Below are 17664 nucleotides of genomic sequence, written 5' to 3'. Positions count from 1 at the left end.
AGTCGGCAGATCCACCGCTTTTCTCGTTTCGGGGTTCCCGTGGTCGTTCTCGGCGCGAATCGAGCCCGTGTTACCGAAGAGTAAGGTTTCAATTGTGACGTCAAACACCGAGCCCGGGTCGACGGACGAGACGCAGCAGCCGTCGTCGTCCACCGAACCGAAGAACAAAGCAAAGCCGTTTCTGATCGGCGTATCCATCGTGGCCGCCGTCGCGCTCGCGGCGAGTGTGTGGTTCGGCATCGGATGGAAGGACGCCGCAGCGGACCGCGCTACGGCCGAGACCAGAGATTCCGCCCTGACCGGCGCCCAGCAGGCCGTACTCAACATGACGACCCTCGACTCCGCGAATCTCGACCAGTCCTTCGACACGATTCTCACCTCTGTCACCGGTGACGACATGAACAAGTTCATCGAGGACATGCGCTCGTCGTTCACCGAGGACCAGCGCGACCTGACGGCGAAGACCACCTCCGAGGTGCTGTCCGGAACTCTCACCGAATTCTCCGAGGACGAAGGCACAGCCAGGGCTCTCGTCGTCGTCGCGACTACGACGACGCGCGACGGATACCAACCCTCACGGCAGCGTCTGGTCATGGAACTGGGGATGCAAGACGTCGACGGGACGTGGAAGGCATCGCAGGCGACGCCGATCGGGGATCCAGTTCCGCTCAATCCGGTGGCGGGCACCGTGGATGCGAATGCTGCCGCAGATCCGAATGCGACTGCAGATCCGAACACAGATCCGAACGCGACTGTCGCACCGGCAGATCCAGGTGCGACCGAGGGTGCTGCGCCCGGCACGCCGAGCGGGCCGTAGAACCACCATCGCGAGGAGCCCCTTGCTCGCCCAAGTCGTACCCGAAGTCGCGAGTCACACCTGAAGTTATCGAGGAGTTGTACACCAGTGCCCCCACAGCGCCGCAAGATCGTTCCCCCGAACACGACCTCCAAAGCCCGGAAGAAGGTCGCGGGGGTCGGGAGGAAGGCCGAGGACTCGCAACCGACGACCGCTGGCACGGCAGAATCCGCCGCGGTATCCGATGCCGCCACAGCGGACTCCACCGTCGTAGATTCCGCTCCGGTTGCTTCGGAGGGGACCGCGGAAGCCACCTCGGCCGACACAGCCAAGGCCGACAAGCCGTCGCTCGAGAAGAAGAACTCCGAGACCGCTGCCACGCCCGAGCCCGAGACCGCTGCCACGCCCGAGACCGCTGCCACGCCCGAGCCCGCAGCTACGTCTGAGGTCGCTGAGTCGTCGCCGGGCGGGCGTACTCGGTGGATGCCGACGATCGTGGTGGGTGTCGTTGCGGTGCTGCTCATTGCATTCGCGACCGTCGCAGCGATGAAGCCGGGCACGTCGGTCGAGAACGCAGCATGGGTCGACCAGGCAACTTCCTCCGAAGTGACGAGGGCTGCGACGGACGGTCTCACGGCGCTGTACCGGTACAACTGGGAGACCATCGACGACGATCTTGCGAAGGCACGCGAGTACATGGGACCGGCGTTGCAGGAGCAGACGAACCAGTTCCTCGACGCCATCAAGTCCGGTGCAGTGCAGACGCAGACCGCCACCGAGGTCGACGTCATGGACATCGGCCTGACGCGGCTCGAATCCGACAAGGCAGAGGTGCTCGCGAACATGAACGTCAGCTCGACGCGTGCAGGCGCAGCCTTCGACAGCGCCATGTTCCCGATCATGGTGAACATGGAACTGATCGACGGCAAGTGGGTCGTGTCGGCGACCGAACTGAAGTAGCTGTGTGACATCCACTACACACATCGACCGACGGGAGGGGAAAACCGACCGTATGTAGGGTTTGTGTCGCTTAATCGGTAGTCAGTGCATCTTTGTTCCGCTAACTACAGCCGTTGGGCAGCTACCATCGCGCTTGCGTCCCACCGTGGGGCGAGCTCTGGTTGCGCGAGATCGCCTCCCGGCAGCTTGCGCTACCGGAGGTGGTTTCGCGAGACACGGAGCACAGATGACCGACATATCGATCGGACGAATTTCCACCGAACATCCCACCGGCCGAGACGGCTACACGACAAGCGTCAATCCCGAGTTGTTCCGGCTGCTGAGCGCGGTCGATTTGGACATCGAGTACGTGTCGGGCCAGGGCACAGCTCTGCACGATGCGGCGGGACGGGTTCACCTCGATTTCGCGGGTGCCTACGGCGCACTTCCATTCGGACACAATCCCGACTGTGTATGGCGTGCCATGGATACGGTCCGGACGACAGGCGAGGCCATCTTCGTGCAGCCCTCGGTGCTGTACCCGGCTGGCGAGCTCGCGAACAAGCTCGTCGAAGTAGCGCCACCCGGTCTGGAGCGCGTGACATTCGTCAACAGTGGTGCCGAGGCGATGGAGATCGCGATCAAGATCGCCAGGTCCGCCACTGGTCGAATGGGAGTTCTGAGTACTCACAACAGTTTTCACGGGAAGACCCTCGGCGCTCTGTCGGCGACGGGCAACAGCAAGTATCAGGTTGGATTCGGTGCTCCGGTTTCCGGCTTCGAGGCGATTGCCTTCGGAGACAGCGATGCGCTGGAGCAGACTCTGAAAGACTCGCCGGGTCACTTCGCGGTCTTCGTAGTCGAGCCGATTCAGGGCGAGGGCGGAGTCGTCGCACCGCCGACCGGTTACCTGACGCGGGTACGTGAAATCTGCACTGCGCACGGCGTTCTCATGGCCGTCGACGAGGTTCAGACCGGATTGGGCCGGACCGGAACGATGTTCGCGTGCGACGACGAAGGCGTCGTCCCCGATATTCTGGCCCTCGCGAAAGCTCTCGGAGGCGGCGTCCTGCCCAGTGGAGCAGTATTGTGCCGACCTGAACTGGTGGGGGAGAGCTTCGCGCTGCGGCACACCTCTACTTTCGCGGGCAATGCGCTCACCGCGCGCGTTGGAATTGCGGTGCTCGACGAGTTGACGGCGAACGGCGGCGCGCTGGTGACGAGGGTCAAGGAACTCGGCGACACCGTGAAGGGTGAACTTCGGAAGCTTGCAATGAAGTACCCCACAGTGGTTACGGATGTGCGTGGTCGAGGACTGTTGCTCGGGGTCGAGCTCACCGACGACATCAATTTCGTCGGCAGGCAGGCAATTCTCGGTTCCATTGCAGACCAGCAGAATCTGGCGGTGATGGTGTCGTCCTATCTGTCGCAGGTGGAGGGAATCCGACTCGCTCCAACCCTTTTCGGAGCGCGTGTACTCAGGGTGGAACCACCACTCACGGTGACGGATTCCGAATGCCGGCGCATGGTGGCCGCTCTCGACCGAGCGTTCGCATTCGCTGCAGCGGGAGACCTGGGCGGCCTGATCGGACATCTCGTCGGACGGTCGCCCAAGCCTGCACCCACTACGGATTCGCCCATCGGTGCCAGGCTTCCGCACCGACCGGAAGTCGAGGGAGACTTCCGCTTCGGCTTCATCGCCCATCCCTTGGACCTCGACGTCTTCGAAACCTTCGACACATCGTTGATCGAGTTCTCACACGCCGAGCGGGAGGACTTGCTGAACAGATTTGCTTCGGCGACATCGGAACTCAACCCGTCGCCGTTCGTCGTCGGCAGCGGTCGAATAGTCACCGAACACGACGGTGCAGCCCACGGCAATCTGATCGGACTACCGTTCACATCTCGGGCATTGCTGAAGTTGCCGCCCGAAGCAGCTGTTGCGGCAGTGGCCGCGGCCGCGAACCTTGCCTTCGAGCGTGGGGCGACAGTCGTCGGACTCGGCGGCTACTCCTCGGTGGTCACCGCGAACGGGCTTGCGCTCGGAACAATGGCCGGCGTTCTGACAACAGGCAATTCGTTCACAGCGGCGGCAAGCATACGGGCTGTTCATCGCGTGTGTGCTGAGCGGCACATCGATCTGGGGACGACGCGGGTGACCATCCTCGGGGCGGCAGGAGCGATCGGGCGAACCATCGCACGGGCATTGGCCCCCGACGTCGGCACCATTACCCTCGTCGGACGCCCGGGTGAACACGGGCAGATTGCACCCAAGCTCTGGGCCGCAGCGGGGGAGATCGCGGACGCGGCGAGGGGCGGTTCAGGGGCTCTCGCTGCAGCGGCTGACCACGGTTCGCTCGACGACCTCGTCGCTGGTGGTCGCCTCGAGTTCTATGACGATCCTGCCGCTGGCGTTGCCCGAACGCACATCGTGATCGCAGCGACCTCGGCACCGCATTCGCTTATCGACGCGACGGATCTGGCGTCCGACGCCATAGTCTGCGATGTCGCTCAGCCGCCGAACATTCCGCACGACGTGGGCCGCATTCGCCCCGATGTGACGGTGTTCGACGGCGGCATCGTTCGGCTGCCAGCAGGGTCGGACTACGGATTGAACTATGGTCTAGCACCGGGCCTGACGTATGCATGCATGGCCGAGACGATGCTGTTGTCCTTGTCCGGTGAGTTCGAACTCCGAAGCATCGGAACCTCTTTGGACAGTGCGAACGTTCATCGACTCGGCGTATTGGCCGATCGGTACGGGTTCGAGTTGGCCGAGGCCACCCGGTGGCGCGAGTCGCGCTAGTTGTGACCGTTCGCCGCGTGCCGTAGCTGGGCATCTGCGTTCCCCAGCTGCGGCACGCGACAGTCGGTCGGAGCCCTATCGAGTCTGACGTGCCCGCCGAGATGAACGGGCATCCTCAGTGATCGGACGTCAGGGTCGCGGTGATCAGTTCTATGACGATTCGTCACCGACGACCAACGGTTTGTTCTTCAACATCTGGCTCGCTCCTCGCATTGGGTCGTATGCTGCTATATCAGCCGGAGAGGGACGAAGCTCATACCGTCGACGGCATGGCTGCAGATGTCTTTCGAGCGTTGGGTCACCAGTCCTACGACGTCGGCCTTCACTCAGTCGTAGACCCGCAGGCGCAGCTATCGGTCCGGACATGACTGAATAGGTCCCCGTCCTCGGGCTGACGGCTTCCGGCGACTATCGAAACCGAGGTTGAACGTGCGATGAGTGCACTGCGCGTGTGGTGGTCTGCCGCCATCGACTACGACTGGGTGGTGAGCTATCACCGCACCCACTCGGTTCTGCGTGCCGCTCCCTATCTGATTGCGTCGACGTGTGCGCTGATTGCGGTTATCGGCGCTCTGAGCCTGGCATCGAGTCGAGGTGAGGTTGCACCCTATGCGAGCTGGGTCTTCATCTGTGTTGCCGTGCTGTCGACGACGATCGGGTTGTGGTGGTTGCGAGGACAGATGCCGACCAGAACCCAATCCCGGTGTTTTGTCGCAGTGGGTGACAGCTCGATCGCGGCGATGCTGCTGTCGCTGCCACCGAGCCCGATATCTATTGCCCTGGGAATGCTCTTCGCACCCATGGGCAACTACACGAACGTGTTCCACGGCCCGCGTGCTTTCGCCGTCCACCATGTGTTGTCGATGGGTGTTGTCCTGGTCCTCTTCGTTCGGGCGATTGTGTCCGAACCGGAGGAGACTCTTACCGCAATCACGACATCGATTGCTGTGACGGTGGTGTTGTTTGCTGCCTCGCCACTCAACCACTTCTTCTTCGATACCCTCCGTCAGGACGCAGCGCGGGCGTACTTCGACCACTTGACCGGACTACGTAACCGACGCGGCTTGTTCGCGGCTGTGCATGAACTACTGCAGCCTCCGAAGACCGGCGAGTCTCCGAACTCTTGCTGCGTGTCCGCGATCTGCATCGACCTGGACTCGTTCAAAGCAGTGAACGACCAGTTCGGTCACGCGACCGGAGATGACGTTCTCCGGGAGACGGCTGGTCGCATCCGTCGTCTGTGCGGAGACCAAGCGGTCGGCGCGCGCCTAGGCGGCGAGGAATTCGTTGTCGTACTCGTCAGTGAACCCGACCGGGCGTCCCAACTCGCCCGCGCCCTTCTCGTGGCGATCTACGACGTCAGCGATCGCGCGCCGGTATCGGCCTCCATCGGAGTCGCGTCGGCACCCATCCAGGATTTCGAATCCGATGTGGACATGCCCGGCACAGTGCGGGCCCTGATCGACGTCGCAGACGATGCCATGTACGAAGCCAAACGCCGAGGCGGGAATCGCATCGCGCATGCACCGTGATATTTGATTCAGGCCGACTGCAACCGACGACAGTGCTGCGCAAACAGGCGATCACCGAGATGTCAGCTTCGCCGAGCCAGAACTCACCTCAGTCCGTGCTGTGGACTTTCGCTGTGCTGCTCCGCTCCTCGGGCAGTGGGCGGACGGTTCAGCCGGTGCACCACGGGTCCATTGGGGCCGATCGTGGCGGTCCCTGCTTCGACGAATCCCATTGCAGTCCAGAACGGGATGTTGCCTTCTTTGCAGATTCCGAACGTCGTCCGGCCATCCCGGTCGACGCGGTCGAAGAACGACTGCGACAACGCCGCGCCGACACCGGACCGATGCAGCGTCGGTTCGACTCCCAGATACACCCACAGCACGGCGTCGTCGTCGGGAGCGCCCGCGTCGAGCATCCGGTCCATCGCGATGCCGGCTCGTACCGCGCTACCCATGGACCACAGCAGGTGCGGACCCGCAACAAGACCGCGCCACCATTCGACCCGGGGAGCATCGTGTGGATGCCACAGGCTCACGCCGACGATCTGTCCGTCGAGGACCGCGACTTCCGCTCCGCCGACCGGAAGATAGCGATGCCGTATCAGCGCAGACATCATCCGCCGCTGCATCTTCGGCCGGCGTCGATCGTTGGGGAAGAAGTACGCGCTCACCGGATCGTCGGAGTGGAATGCTCGCGCCATCATCTCCGACATCTCCTTGACGTCGGAGATGGTCGCGGTTCTGATGTCAACCGGCATGGGCACTGTCCTTGTCTGAAAGAACCTGAGTGGGTTCGGGTGTGGACGCAGAGGGGTGCAACCACCAATTGGCTTCGCCCATCAGCGCGACGAGAGCCGGGACGAGCAGCATCCGCACCACTGTCGCGTCGAGGATCAGACCGACGATGACGCCGATTCCCAACAAGCGCATCATCGAAAGTTCGGACAGCGAGAAAGCCGCAGTCACCGTGATCAGAAGTAGAGCTGCCGCGGTGACGACTCGTCCGGTGCGGGCAGCCCCGATGCGAACTGCCTCCCGAGTAGACGCACCGCGGTCGTGCGCTTCGACGATGCGGGAGAGTAGGAAGATCTCGTAGTCGGTGGAGAGCCCGAACACGACAGCGAGGATCAGGATGCTCATGGTGGCTTGGACTGGGCCCGGGTTGATGCCGAGAACACCCGCTCCGTGACCGTCGTCGAAGATGAAGGTCAGCACACCGAAGGTGGCGGCCAGGCTGACCATAGCCATGAAAATTGCCTTGACGGACAACACTATCGACCTGAATGCGGCAGTGGTGACGACGAAGGTGGCTGCAATCATGATCGCGAACATCCATGGAATCGTGTTGTAGATGGCGGCGATTCCGTCCTGGCTGAGGGCAGTCGGCCCTCCTACTCTGATCACGGTGCCGTCCGGCGGAGTGATCTCCCGAATGGAATCCACGGCGGCGAGTGCACCTTCGGTTCGGTCGGGGGAGGACAGGATGGCGCGCACCACTGCAAAGTCTTCGGCTTCGCCTGCCGGTGCCGCGGCTGCGATTCCGTTCTGGCGCGCCACCTCGTTCGCGACCTCCTGCACGGCCAGTGGATCCGGTGACCCGCCCTCCGCCGACTGCACCATGACGGTGACTCCGGAATTGGCAAGCGGAAAGTCGGAGAACAGCTTGTCGGTCGCTACCCGAGCCGGAGCATCCTGTGGCAACCCCTTGTGGTCGAGGTCCCCGAGGGTCAACCCGAAGATCGGCGCACTGAGCAGGGCGAGGAAAGCAAGAATCGCAACCGCAACCAGAATCGGTCGACGCATCACCCGACTCGCGACCGAACCCCAGAAACGTTCTGCACGTTCGTCTCCACGGTCGATACCACCCTTGCGCCAACTGAGCGAATTGATCCGATGCCCCAGGAGCATGAGGGTTGCCGGGAGTGCGGTCAGTGACACGAAGGCCGCGGCGCCGACTGCCGCCATGCCGCCGAAACCGAGTGAACGAACCATCGCTTGCGGAAAGATCAACATTCCGATGAAACCGCACACCAGCAGCAGACCGGAGAACGCGACCGTACGGCCCGCGGTTGCCATCGTTCGGCGTACCGCGTCCTCGGTCGTGGCTCCCCGCCGAAGCTCTTCACGGAATCGGGTCAGCACGAACAAGCTGTAGTCCACGGCCATACCGAGACTGACCAGCGTCGCGATGTTGGTAGCGAAAATGCTGACCTCGGTGAAGGTGGTCAGTACTCGCATCACCGCAAGTGAAGCGAGGATGCTCGAGCCTCCGATGCACAACGGCACGGCGGCAGCGGTGACTCCGCCGAAAATGAGGAGCAGCAACACCATCAGTATCGGGAAAGTGATGATCTCGGCCCGGACCAAGTCGGCGCGAGCTTGCGTGTTGTAGGCGTCGGCGATGGCGGAGAAGCCGCCGAACTCGACATCGATTCCGACCAACATGCGGGCGTCCTTGATGTCGCGGTAGGACTTGACCCGGGTATCCTCGTCGCCGGTAAAAGTCAGTACCGCAGCCACGGATCGACGATCGAACGACGTCAGCCCCTCTGCGAAGGCGGGCGGCACGTTCCAATATGTCAACGGAGCTCGCACGAGAAGGGATGCGTCGATCTCGGCGAGGTTGGCTTCGACGACGCCACGGATGTCGTCGATCGACCGTCCGTCTCGAGGCGTGTAGACGATCGCGATATCGGGGGCAGAGCGGCCGAATTCGGCGTCGACGATGTCGTCGACCTGCGCTGCTGCGCTGCCAGGATCGGAATACCCGCCGAGGCTGAGATCCGTCAGGACGCCCGCGCCCCAGATCCCTGCCGCGAGGATGACAGCGATGCAGGTGGCGACTACGAGACGGGCGTTCCCGATGATGGCTTCCACCAATCGGTTACGTGAGGAAGGTGTCGATATCGATGTCGAAGCCTTGTGCAAGGGACGTCCTGTTCGGTCGTTGAACGAGGGGTTCGTCGAGAAGCGGTGGCAGTCGGTACGGCTCCGAGTTCGCTGGTGACCGCGCGGCGTGATCGAGTCCCCCTGTTGCCGCTGGTCAGCTGCGTTGAGTGCAGACCATACACCGATACCTCCCTGTCGTCGAGGCTGCCGTGCGCCGCGATTGGCGGCAGGGCGTGATCGAACTGAATCGGCTGCAACTCGTTCGCTCGCAGCGTGATTCGATCGAGCAGTTGGTCCACGATTCAACTGTTCGCGGGGTTAGTGAACCTGCCGCTACAACCGGTCGAGGACATTCGCGATCTCGGTCAGTGTCGTGTCGATCTGCTCGATCGTGTGCTCGCTTGAGATGAACAAGCGAAGGCGTTCTTCGCCGAGCGGAACCGAAGGGTACGTGATCGCATTGACGTTCACGCCTGCTTCCAGAAGCGTCACTTGCGCGATGACCGCCTTCTGCGTGTCCGACACGATGATCGGCAGAATGGGAGTGCCCTCGGCCAACCCAGTCGACAGTCCGAGCGCCTGTGCCTTCGCGAAGGCATGCTGGGCGTTCGATTGCAGCCGCGCGATTCTGTCCGGTTCGGCGTCGATGATGTCGATACTCGCGAGCGCTGCCGCGATCGATGCAGGAGCGGGCGCGGTCGCGAACATACTGAGCCCGGGCGCTGAATACTTGAACGCGCGAATCAGCTCTCGACGTCCGGCGAGGAACCCGCCGACGCTGCCGAGCGCCTTCGACATGGTCCCCATCCACACATCGACCGTGTCCCCGGGCAAGCCGTACAGATCTCTGATCCCATGGCCGCGCTCCCCGAGCACCCCGAACGAATGGGCCTCGTCGATCATCACCGCGCAGTCGTACTTACGAGCGACGGCGACGAGTTGTGGAAGAAGAGCGACGTCACCGTCCATGCTGTAGTGACTCTCGAGGATGACCATCGCCCGAGTGAAACCCGACCTCGACATCTTCAGTATCGCTTCGAGCGCACTAGGATCGTTGTGTCGGAACGTGATTCGACGACATCCCGCCCACTCGGTGCCGGACACGATGCTGCTGTGGACCAAAGCGTCACACACGGCCAGATCTCCGCGACCGAGGAGATACCCCACCGCTGCAGCATTGGTGAGGTATCCGCTCGTCGTGATGACGGCATCGTCGACGTCATAGATCTCGGCGATTCGTGATTCGAACGTCGCGTACAGCGGAATCTGACCGGACACGATACGGCTCGCCGATACCGATGTGCCGTACTCGTCGATGGCGGCTATGGCTGCGTCCGCGACTCGCGGGTCGTTGCTCAGCCCCAGATAGTTGAAACAGCCGAAGTTGACCATGTCTCGGTCGAGTTGTCGGATTACTGCGCCGCTCGTGCCTTCGTGCTCCAGGTAGAGCGGATTCGGGACCCCCAGCGACGCGAACATGGCGTCGACGCCGTCGAATTGCGCGACGGTGGACACGATGTCCGGATGATCGAGCAGGCCGCGTCCCGCGGAGCGAGCCCCCGACGGAGGCGTCAATTCAGGAACAGGCACCGGGGATCCGAGGTGTGTCGAGGTGCCGGGATCGTCGACCTGCACGGTCGAATAACCGCTGCGCGACAGTAGCTGTCGCGCAATTTCGCGCGCATCACTCGTCATATCAGTTGATTCCTGTTGTGTCGGTCATTCGGGGGCCTCCGCTGGTTGCGCCCTCGACCGCCAGCGCCGCGTCGACCGGCTCGTAGGCCGGACCCGCGATGACCTCGATCTCGATGGGCGCAGGTTCCGGTGTGGAGGGCTCGGCCGGCGCGGGGACTCCGGCGGCGCGAGCGGTGAGTCCCGCGGCGAGTTTCCCGCCGATCGCGGCGAGACCGTGCCCTCGACCGAACTCGAGAACGGAGAGCTCCAATCCCACGGTCTTTCCGACACGGGCCGCGAACTCGACTGCCATCAGAGAGTCGAGTCCGAGCTCGGGCAGTGGCGTCTGGACGTCGACCGCCTCTGCATCGATGCCCATCACGAGCGCCAACTGTTCGGCGAGGATGAACGTGAGGACATCCGCCCGCTGGTCCTCGGGAAGCGCGAGCACCTCGGCCTGGAGCGCCGAGATGCCGGATCCGCCAGTACTGGCTGCGGCGATGTGCGCGGCAAACCGCGGAATGGTTGCCGATGCCGGATTGGCTACTCCCCACTGTTCCCAGTCGATCCCGACGAGCGCCACATGTGGGATGTCCAACGTCAAGCATTCGCGTAGGAGCAAGGTCGCTTCGTCCATGTCGATGTTCTTGAAGCCCAGCATGTCCAGGTAGCGCACCACTTCCTGCTTCGCCTCGGCCATTCCACCGCCGGACATCGAACCCCAGCTGACGGTGAAGGCCGACTTTCCCCTCTGCCGACGTGTCCACGCCAAGGCGTCGAGGACGGAGTTGGCTGCGGAGTACGACACCTGAGGTGCGCCACCGGTGAGGCTGCTCATCGACGAGAACATCACGAAGATGCTCGGATCGACTCCGACCTCGTCCAATGCGCGATCGAGATTCACGGCACCGGTGACTTTGGGCAGGAAAATGTTCCGCAGCGATTCGTCGGTGATGTCGTTGACGGCGTAGTTGTCGACGAGTCCCGCCGTATGGAAGATGCCGGCGAGGTTGCTGCCGCCGCTCTTCACTCTGTTCACCATCTGCAGGACGGCGTCGTAGTCGGAGATGTCGAGTAATTCCTCGGTGACGTTCACTCCGGCTGCAGCGAATTCGGCAAGCGTCTCCTGTGCCCGATCGGTGCTTGCGCCGTTCCTTCCGACCAGAACGAGGTTGCGGCCGCCCTCGTCGACGAGCCACCGCGCGACGGCGGTGCCGAACGCGCCGAATCCGCCGGTGACGACGTACGTTGCCGCGGGATCGATGTCGACCGTCGGGACATCGGGACGGACGACGGGGGAGTCCTCGGCGAGATCGAGTACGACGCGGCCCGTGTGCGAGGACCGGATGACCGAATCGAACGCCTCGCCCACCCGGTCCATGGTGTACATCGTGTACGGCAGGTGCTCGTATTCTCCGGTCGACATCCTGTCCAACACCTCACGGGTGACCTGACGTGCCAGGTCGGGTTTGTGCTCGAACATTCGGTCCATGTCGACGGCGTAGAAAGTCAGATTGCGGTCGAACGGCTTCAGATCCATGACACCGCCGAAGTAGATGTCGGCCTTGCCGATTTCGATGATGCGCGCGAATTCGGCTGCGACGTGCAGGTTCTGCGCCATGATCTCACCCGGAGACGAGTTGAAGACCACGTCGACTCCGTGGCAGTCGGTGAGCGCCATGACCTCTTCGGAATAGTTGAGCGATCTCGATGCCAGAACTTCGTCTGCGCCGGCGTCGCGTGCCACGGCTCGACGTTCCTCGGTGCCGGCGGTGGCGATGACGCGTGCGCCCATCAGCTTCGCTACCTGCACGGCAGCCAATCCCATACCGCCCGCAGCACCATGAATCAGTACCGTCTCACCCGGCTGCACCCGCGCCAGATGCACGAGACCGTACTGCGCGCAGAGGAACGGCAGAATAGACGAGCACCACCCGGCCTCCCATGTCGACGGGATGGCCATCGTCCCGCCTTCCTCGATGCCGATCGTGACGTAGCGCCGCATCATGTTTCGTGCGCACACGCCCATGCGGTCGCCCGGAACGATCTCGGTGACGCCCGGCCCCACTCGCGTGACGATTCCCGCGCCCTCGAGACCGAGCGTGGACCCGAAATACGTGCCAGCCAGTTCCCTGTCGGTGAGGACCCCCATTACTTTCAGCGGGTCCTTGTAGTTGAGTCCGACGGCTTCCATCTTCACTTCGATCTCGCCCGGACCTGGTTCACGACGCCGATGTGCGCGGAACGTGATGTCCGAGAGTAACTTCGAAGCCGGAACCTCGATGGCGAACGACTGCTCTGGGTCGCGGAGCGTCGTCGGCTCATCTCGAACGGCGAGGTGTTCGGCCAGGCTGCTGCGCAGAGTGACGACCCAGCGGGAGCCCTGCCTCAGCGCCACCTCGTCCACGACATCGCCTGCGAACGGACCGAATGCGAAGGTCTCTGCAGTGATCTCGGACAGCGTTGTCGAGGGCTCGGTGTCGATGAAACGCCATGCGGCGGGGGACTGTTCGTTGCGCAGTGACCGTCGTGCCCCCACGAGCCCCGCGTGAGTCAGATCGGCGCCTTCCGTGTCACCCGGCATGCAGAAGGCGCGCTCGGCGACGATGACTGCGTTCACGCTGCCCGGGTCGGCCGCGGGGCCGATGTCGTCCCCGTAGATCGCCACGTGGACGGTACGAGCTGCGGCGAGCAGCGATCCGACCGCGGACGCCGAGTCGGTGAACCGTCCGGCGACGGCGACGACGGTTGCGCGGTCGACGGCATCGGTTGCCATCCCCGCTCGAAGTACCGCGACGGTCTCGGGAACGGTCACGGTATCGGCGTCGAGAATCATCGAGGACGGTCGTGACGCTGCAATTGCCTCGGCGCGTGTGCGCGCGGTGACGTCGGCGTCTCCGAGAATCAGAACGAGTGCGAAGTCGCGGGCCGCTTCGGTTCCTATCGCGTGGAGATCGCGGTTGTCGTGCAGTTCCCACACCGGTTCGTAGAACACCTTCGACAGACGATGGTGGAGCGACTGCGGTGGTGCGATCGCTCGGAATTCGACGCCGCCGAGAGTGACTGCAGCTCGGCCTTCGGGATCGGTGATGGCGATGTCGGCACGCATCGGATCGACGGACGTGCGCTTCACGACGACGGTGGCGTGATCCGGGAGCGGACCGTAACGGCGCACGGTACCCATCGAGAACGGCACGACCGCACCGGATGCGCCGGCGGACAGCGTCGCGACACACTGCAGTGCGGTGTCGAGAACGGCCGGGTGCACGAGGTGACTCGACCCGCCGTGGCGCGCGGCGTCGATGGAGGCCACAACCGTGTCTTTGCCGATCGCAACGGTCTCGATCCCCTGGAATGCGGGCCCGTACTGCAGGCCGGCGGCTGCCAGAAGTGGGTACAGGTCGTCGCCGGAGATGTGGGTGGCGTCGGGCGCGGAGTCGGACGCAACGAACGGCGCGTCGAAATGCCCCTCGACGAGACGACCCGTGGCGTTGACCGTCCACACCGTGTCCGTCGCCGAACGCGAGCGAATGACGAAACGCCGGGTGCTGTCCTCGACCGATACTTGAAGAACCGGAACATCGTGCTTGTCGACGACGAGCGGAGCTACGAACTCGACGTGTTCCAATCCGACCTCGTGTCGTCCTGAGCGGACCGCGGCTGCACTCAACGCCGCGTCGATGTACGCCGTACCCGGCAGCAGCACGAGACCGTCGACGACATGATCCTGCAGCCATGGCAGCTGTGCGACTGCTAGTTCCACCTGCCATTCCGACGCCGCCGAACCGGAGCGATCTCCGAGCATCGGATAGACGGTGTCGGTTCCGAAGCGGTCCGCGACGGACGCGTCGTCCTCGCTCCACACCCGCGTCTTCTGCCACGGATAGGCGGGAAGCGCAACGTGCGGCGAGGCAATGGAGCCTTCTGTCGCGAAGATACGGCCGTCGAACGAACCCGCTGCGTACAGGTTCGACAGGGCGGTACTCAGCGATTCCGCGTCGCTCTGCTTGCGTACCAACGTGCCGATGGACGTGCCAGGATCGCCTGTCCTGATGAGGATTTCGCGAATGTTGCCCGACAACACGGGGTGCGGGCCGATCTCGAGGAACACACGGTGTCCGCGACCGACCAACCCGGCGATCGTATCGGCGAAGCGAACGGGCTTGCGGATGTTCTCGCACCAGTAGGCTGCGTCCCAGTCGGCGCCGGTGACCTCGCTACCGGTGACCGTGGAGAACAGGGTCAGCTCGGGAGTGTGTGGGTCGAGTGACGCGAGGCTGCTCGCAACCTCGTCGAGAATGTGGTCCATCAAGTGGCTGTGGTACGGCACCTCGACCTGGAGGGGTTTGGCGAAGATTCCGCCCTCGGTGAGCGCGTCCGCCAGAGCGGCAAGGTGCGAGGCGTCGCCGGCAAGGGTGACGGCGCTGGGGCTGTTGATCGCGGCGACGGACACATGCTCGGGCATATCGGATCCGGCTTTCGCCAGGAAGGCGATGGCGTCGGCCTCGGAAAGCCCGACGGCGAGCATCGAGCCGGTGCCGGCAGTGGTTGCCTGTAGCCGTGCTCGGTGGCAGCTGACCAGCAGGGCGTCGTGCAGACTCAGTGCGCCGCTGACGTATGCCGCGCTGACCTCGCCGACACTGTGCCCGACGACGGTGTCGGGTTCGATACCGAGCGAGCGCAATTCGGCGACGAGGCACACCTGCACCAGGAAGTTGGCCGGTTGCGCCACCTCGGTATCGGTGATCCGCGAATGCTCCTCGTCGCGGCACAGTTCTTCGATGATGGACCAGCCTGCGATCTCGATGAACTGCTCGTCGACGATGTCCGCCATGCGCGCGAATTCGCCGCCCGCGTGCAGGAGTTCGCGGGCCATGCCCCACCACTGCGGCCCCATCCCGCTGAACACGAAGACCGGTGCGGCGCCAGTGGTGTCCACGACGTGCGATGTCGTGCCGGTACCTGAAGCCACTTCGCGCAGCTTGACCAGCAGGTCTTGCGCGTCGGTGAAATTGAGCGACGTGCGTACCGGGTGGTGTGCGCGCCTGGTCCACGCGGCGGCCGTGAATCTGCGTACGGTCAGGTCGTCTGTCAGGGCTTCCAGGGCTTCCAGGGCGTCTGCGAGAGAGGACGCCACCGCGCGCAGGGCCACGTCGGTCCGGGCGGACAGGGGAAAGAGGCGCACGGCTGCGGGCAGGTGAAGGGACGCCTCGGAATGCGGTGCGTTTTCCATGACGACGTGCGCGTTGGTTCCGCCGTAGCCGAACCCGTTGATGGCGACGAGCGGTCGGTCGTAGTGCACCGGGAAGGGTTCGACCTCGGTGGGGATACGAATTGCCAGCTCGTCGAACGGGATTGCCGGGTTCAGGGTGTCGAGCCACGCTTGCGGAACGATCGTGCGGTGGTGGATCGACAGGGCGCTCTTGATGAGGCTCGCGATGCCCGCCGCCGCCTCGGTGTGTCCGATCGACGCCTTGATCGAGCCCACGACGAGTGGAATCTCGCGACCCTCGACCGCGCCGTACGCGCCCCCGAGTGCTTCCATCTCGAGTGGATCGCCGACCGAGGTGCCGGTTCCGTGCGCTTCGACGTAGCCGACCTGGCTCGGTTCGACACCAGCTTCGGCGCAGACCCGTTCGGCGAGTGCGCGCTGCGATACCGGGTTCGGAACGGGAATTGCTATGGTGCGCCCGTCCTGGTTGACGCCGGATCCGCGGATGACCGAGTAGATGCGGTCGCCGTCGCGTAGCGCATCGGCCAGCGGGCGTAACAGCACAACCCCCGCACCCTCACCGCGTCCGTATCCGTCGGCTGAGGCGTCGAACGACTTCGAACGGCCGTCGAACGCCAGGAATCGACCCTTGCACATCGAGATGAATGTTTCCGGTCTGATCATCGTGTTGGCGCCGCCGACGAGTGCCATCTCGCACTCGCCTCGGTCGAGCGCACGAACAGCCTCGTGGACCGCTACCAGCGAAGACGAGCACGCAGTGTCGATCGTCATCGACGGACCGACGAGGTCGAGTGCGTACGAGATGCGGTTCGACAACAGCGTGTGGGATGAACTCGTCGCGCTGTGGGCGTTGATGTGGGAGCGGCTGAGCTTCGAACTACGAAGTCCAGCAGAGTCATTGGTGAAACCGCCGACGTACACCCCGATCGGTTGTCCGGATACTCTCCCGGCGTGACCTGCATCGTCGAGGGCTTCCCAGGCGACCTCGAGCAGTAATCTCTGCTGAGGATCGGTCACCGCGGCCTCGCGTGGTGAGATACCGAAGAACTCCGGATCGAAGTCCCACAGCGACTGCGTCAGAAATCCGCCCCTGCGGGTGTACATGCGGCCGGGAGCGTCCGGATCCGGATCGTAGAATCTGTCGGCGTTCCATCTGTCCGCGGGGATGTCGACGATTCCGTCACCCTTCGAGATCATGAACTCCCAGAAACTCCGCGCGTCGTGCACGCCTCCCGGAAACCGGCACCCGATACCGACAACTGCAATCTCGACCATGACTCTCCTATGACGCGTTGATGGCCCTGACAAGCGGAAGCTCGGGGATGCGCAGGCTGCAGTGCACTGAACACGAAAGTGTCGATCGATCACCGTGTTCCCCCCGAAACGCCGTCGTGCGCCGAGGGTTCGGTCGACCGCTACCGATCCACCCGTGCGCTGGCTGAAATATAAGCAGATACCGTCAGGATTGGCCATAGGAGAATCGGCGCTTGACGAGGCGTCTCGGATGTCTCAATGAACGATGACAAGGTCCAGGTTTCAACATGTTTCGCGATCTGGGGTGCGTACCGGATCGTTTGTCTTGCGAATCGAGGATCGTTTGACGTCGGATATGTTGAGCGGCAGCTTGTTTCGTAGGAAATTTCGGTAGATGGTGGTATTCGCAAGTGGTGCAGGTTATTTCGTTCAGATAGGTCGATGGTCCGTGTGCTCCGGGGGGTCGGGCGTTCGGGGGTGGCCGGGTTTCGGCCGGCGCCCAGTGATCGAATGAGACATTCGCTGCGGCCCGGGGTCGCTGCGCGCACGTTCCAGCGACCGC

At 63.5% G+C, this 17664-nt stretch carries 9 protein-coding genes; 4 read left to right on the top strand and 5 right to left on the bottom strand.

Going from position 1 to position 17664, the window contains the following annotated elements; genetic code table 11:
* On the bottom strand, positions 1–198 hold a 198-nt coding region (locus tag ACODSO_RS27770; RefSeq protein WP_489039870.1), incomplete at its 3' end, for a hypothetical protein.
* Between the two features lies 1 nt (position 199).
* Between ACODSO_RS27770 and ACODSO_RS27765 the strand changes: the two genes are divergently transcribed.
* The 4 genes from ACODSO_RS27765 (at position 200) to ACODSO_RS27750 (ending at position 6073) form a co-directional block, all read left to right on the top strand.
* Complete coding sequence (locus ACODSO_RS27765) at positions 200–817, top strand: hypothetical protein (protein ID WP_489039869.1); 618 nt, start codon at positions 200–202, stop codon at positions 815–817.
* Between the two features lie 87 nt (positions 818–904).
* Complete coding sequence (locus ACODSO_RS27760) at positions 905–1756, top strand: hypothetical protein (protein ID WP_068381718.1); 852 nt, start codon at positions 905–907, stop codon at positions 1754–1756.
* Between the two features lie 226 nt (positions 1757–1982).
* Positions 1983–4541: an aminotransferase class III-fold pyridoxal phosphate-dependent enzyme gene (locus ACODSO_RS27755; protein ID WP_489039868.1), complete on the top strand. Its 2559-nt coding sequence runs from the start codon at positions 1983–1985 to the stop codon at positions 4539–4541.
* 434 nt (positions 4542–4975) lie between these two features.
* Positions 4976–6073 (top strand): GGDEF domain-containing protein, encoded by a 1098-nt coding sequence (locus tag ACODSO_RS27750; RefSeq protein ID WP_489039867.1) that lies wholly within the window; start codon positions 4976–4978, stop codon positions 6071–6073.
* A gap of 83 nt (positions 6074–6156) precedes the next feature.
* On the opposite strand, the gene ACODSO_RS27745 is transcribed toward ACODSO_RS27750, so the two are convergent.
* From ACODSO_RS27745 to ACODSO_RS27730, 4 genes are all read right to left on the bottom strand, one after another.
* Positions 6157–6810, bottom strand: coding sequence for an N-acetyltransferase (locus ACODSO_RS27745; protein WP_489039866.1), 654 nt, complete (start codon positions 6808–6810; stop codon positions 6157–6159).
* Positions 6800–8980, bottom strand: coding sequence for an MMPL family transporter (locus ACODSO_RS27740; protein WP_489039865.1), 2181 nt, complete (start codon positions 8978–8980; stop codon positions 6800–6802). Before ACODSO_RS27740 ends, ACODSO_RS27745 begins: the two co-directional genes overlap by 11 nt.
* Before the next feature lie 294 nt (positions 8981–9274).
* Positions 9275–10636, bottom strand: a complete 1362-nt coding sequence (locus tag ACODSO_RS27735) for an aminotransferase class I/II-fold pyridoxal phosphate-dependent enzyme (protein ID WP_489039864.1) — start codon at positions 10634–10636, stop codon at positions 9275–9277.
* Position 10637: 1 nt separating this feature from the next.
* On the bottom strand, positions 10638–17123 hold the full coding sequence (locus ACODSO_RS27730; protein ID WP_489039863.1) for a type I polyketide synthase: 6486 nt from the start codon (positions 17121–17123) through the stop codon (positions 10638–10640).
* Positions 17124–17664: the final 541 nt, after the last annotated feature.

This window comes from Rhodococcus sp. FG69 (genome assembly GCF_057808915.1).
Note: the sequence above shows the minus strand (reverse complement) of the source record. Positions and strands in the feature narration are given on the sequence as shown.

What these genes read in the sequence shown, in the direction of transcription:
- ACODSO_RS27745 (WP_489039866.1), bottom strand. Translation starts at nt 6,810, where the DNA reads ATGCCGGTTGACATCAGAACCGCGACCATCTCCGACGTCAAGGAGATG.
- ACODSO_RS27730 (WP_489039863.1), bottom strand. Translation starts at nt 17,123, where the DNA reads ATGGTCGAGATTGCAGTTGTCGGTATCGGGTGCCGGTTTCCGGGAGGC.
- ACODSO_RS27735 (WP_489039864.1), bottom strand. Translation starts at nt 10,636, where the DNA reads ATGACGAGTGATGCGCGCGAAATTGCGCGACAGCTACTGTCGCGCAGC.
- ACODSO_RS27750 (WP_489039867.1), top strand. Translation starts at nt 4,976, where the DNA reads ATGAGTGCACTGCGCGTGTGGTGGTCTGCCGCCATCGACTACGACTGG.
- ACODSO_RS27755 (WP_489039868.1), top strand. Translation starts at nt 1,983, where the DNA reads ATGACCGACATATCGATCGGACGAATTTCCACCGAACATCCCACCGGC.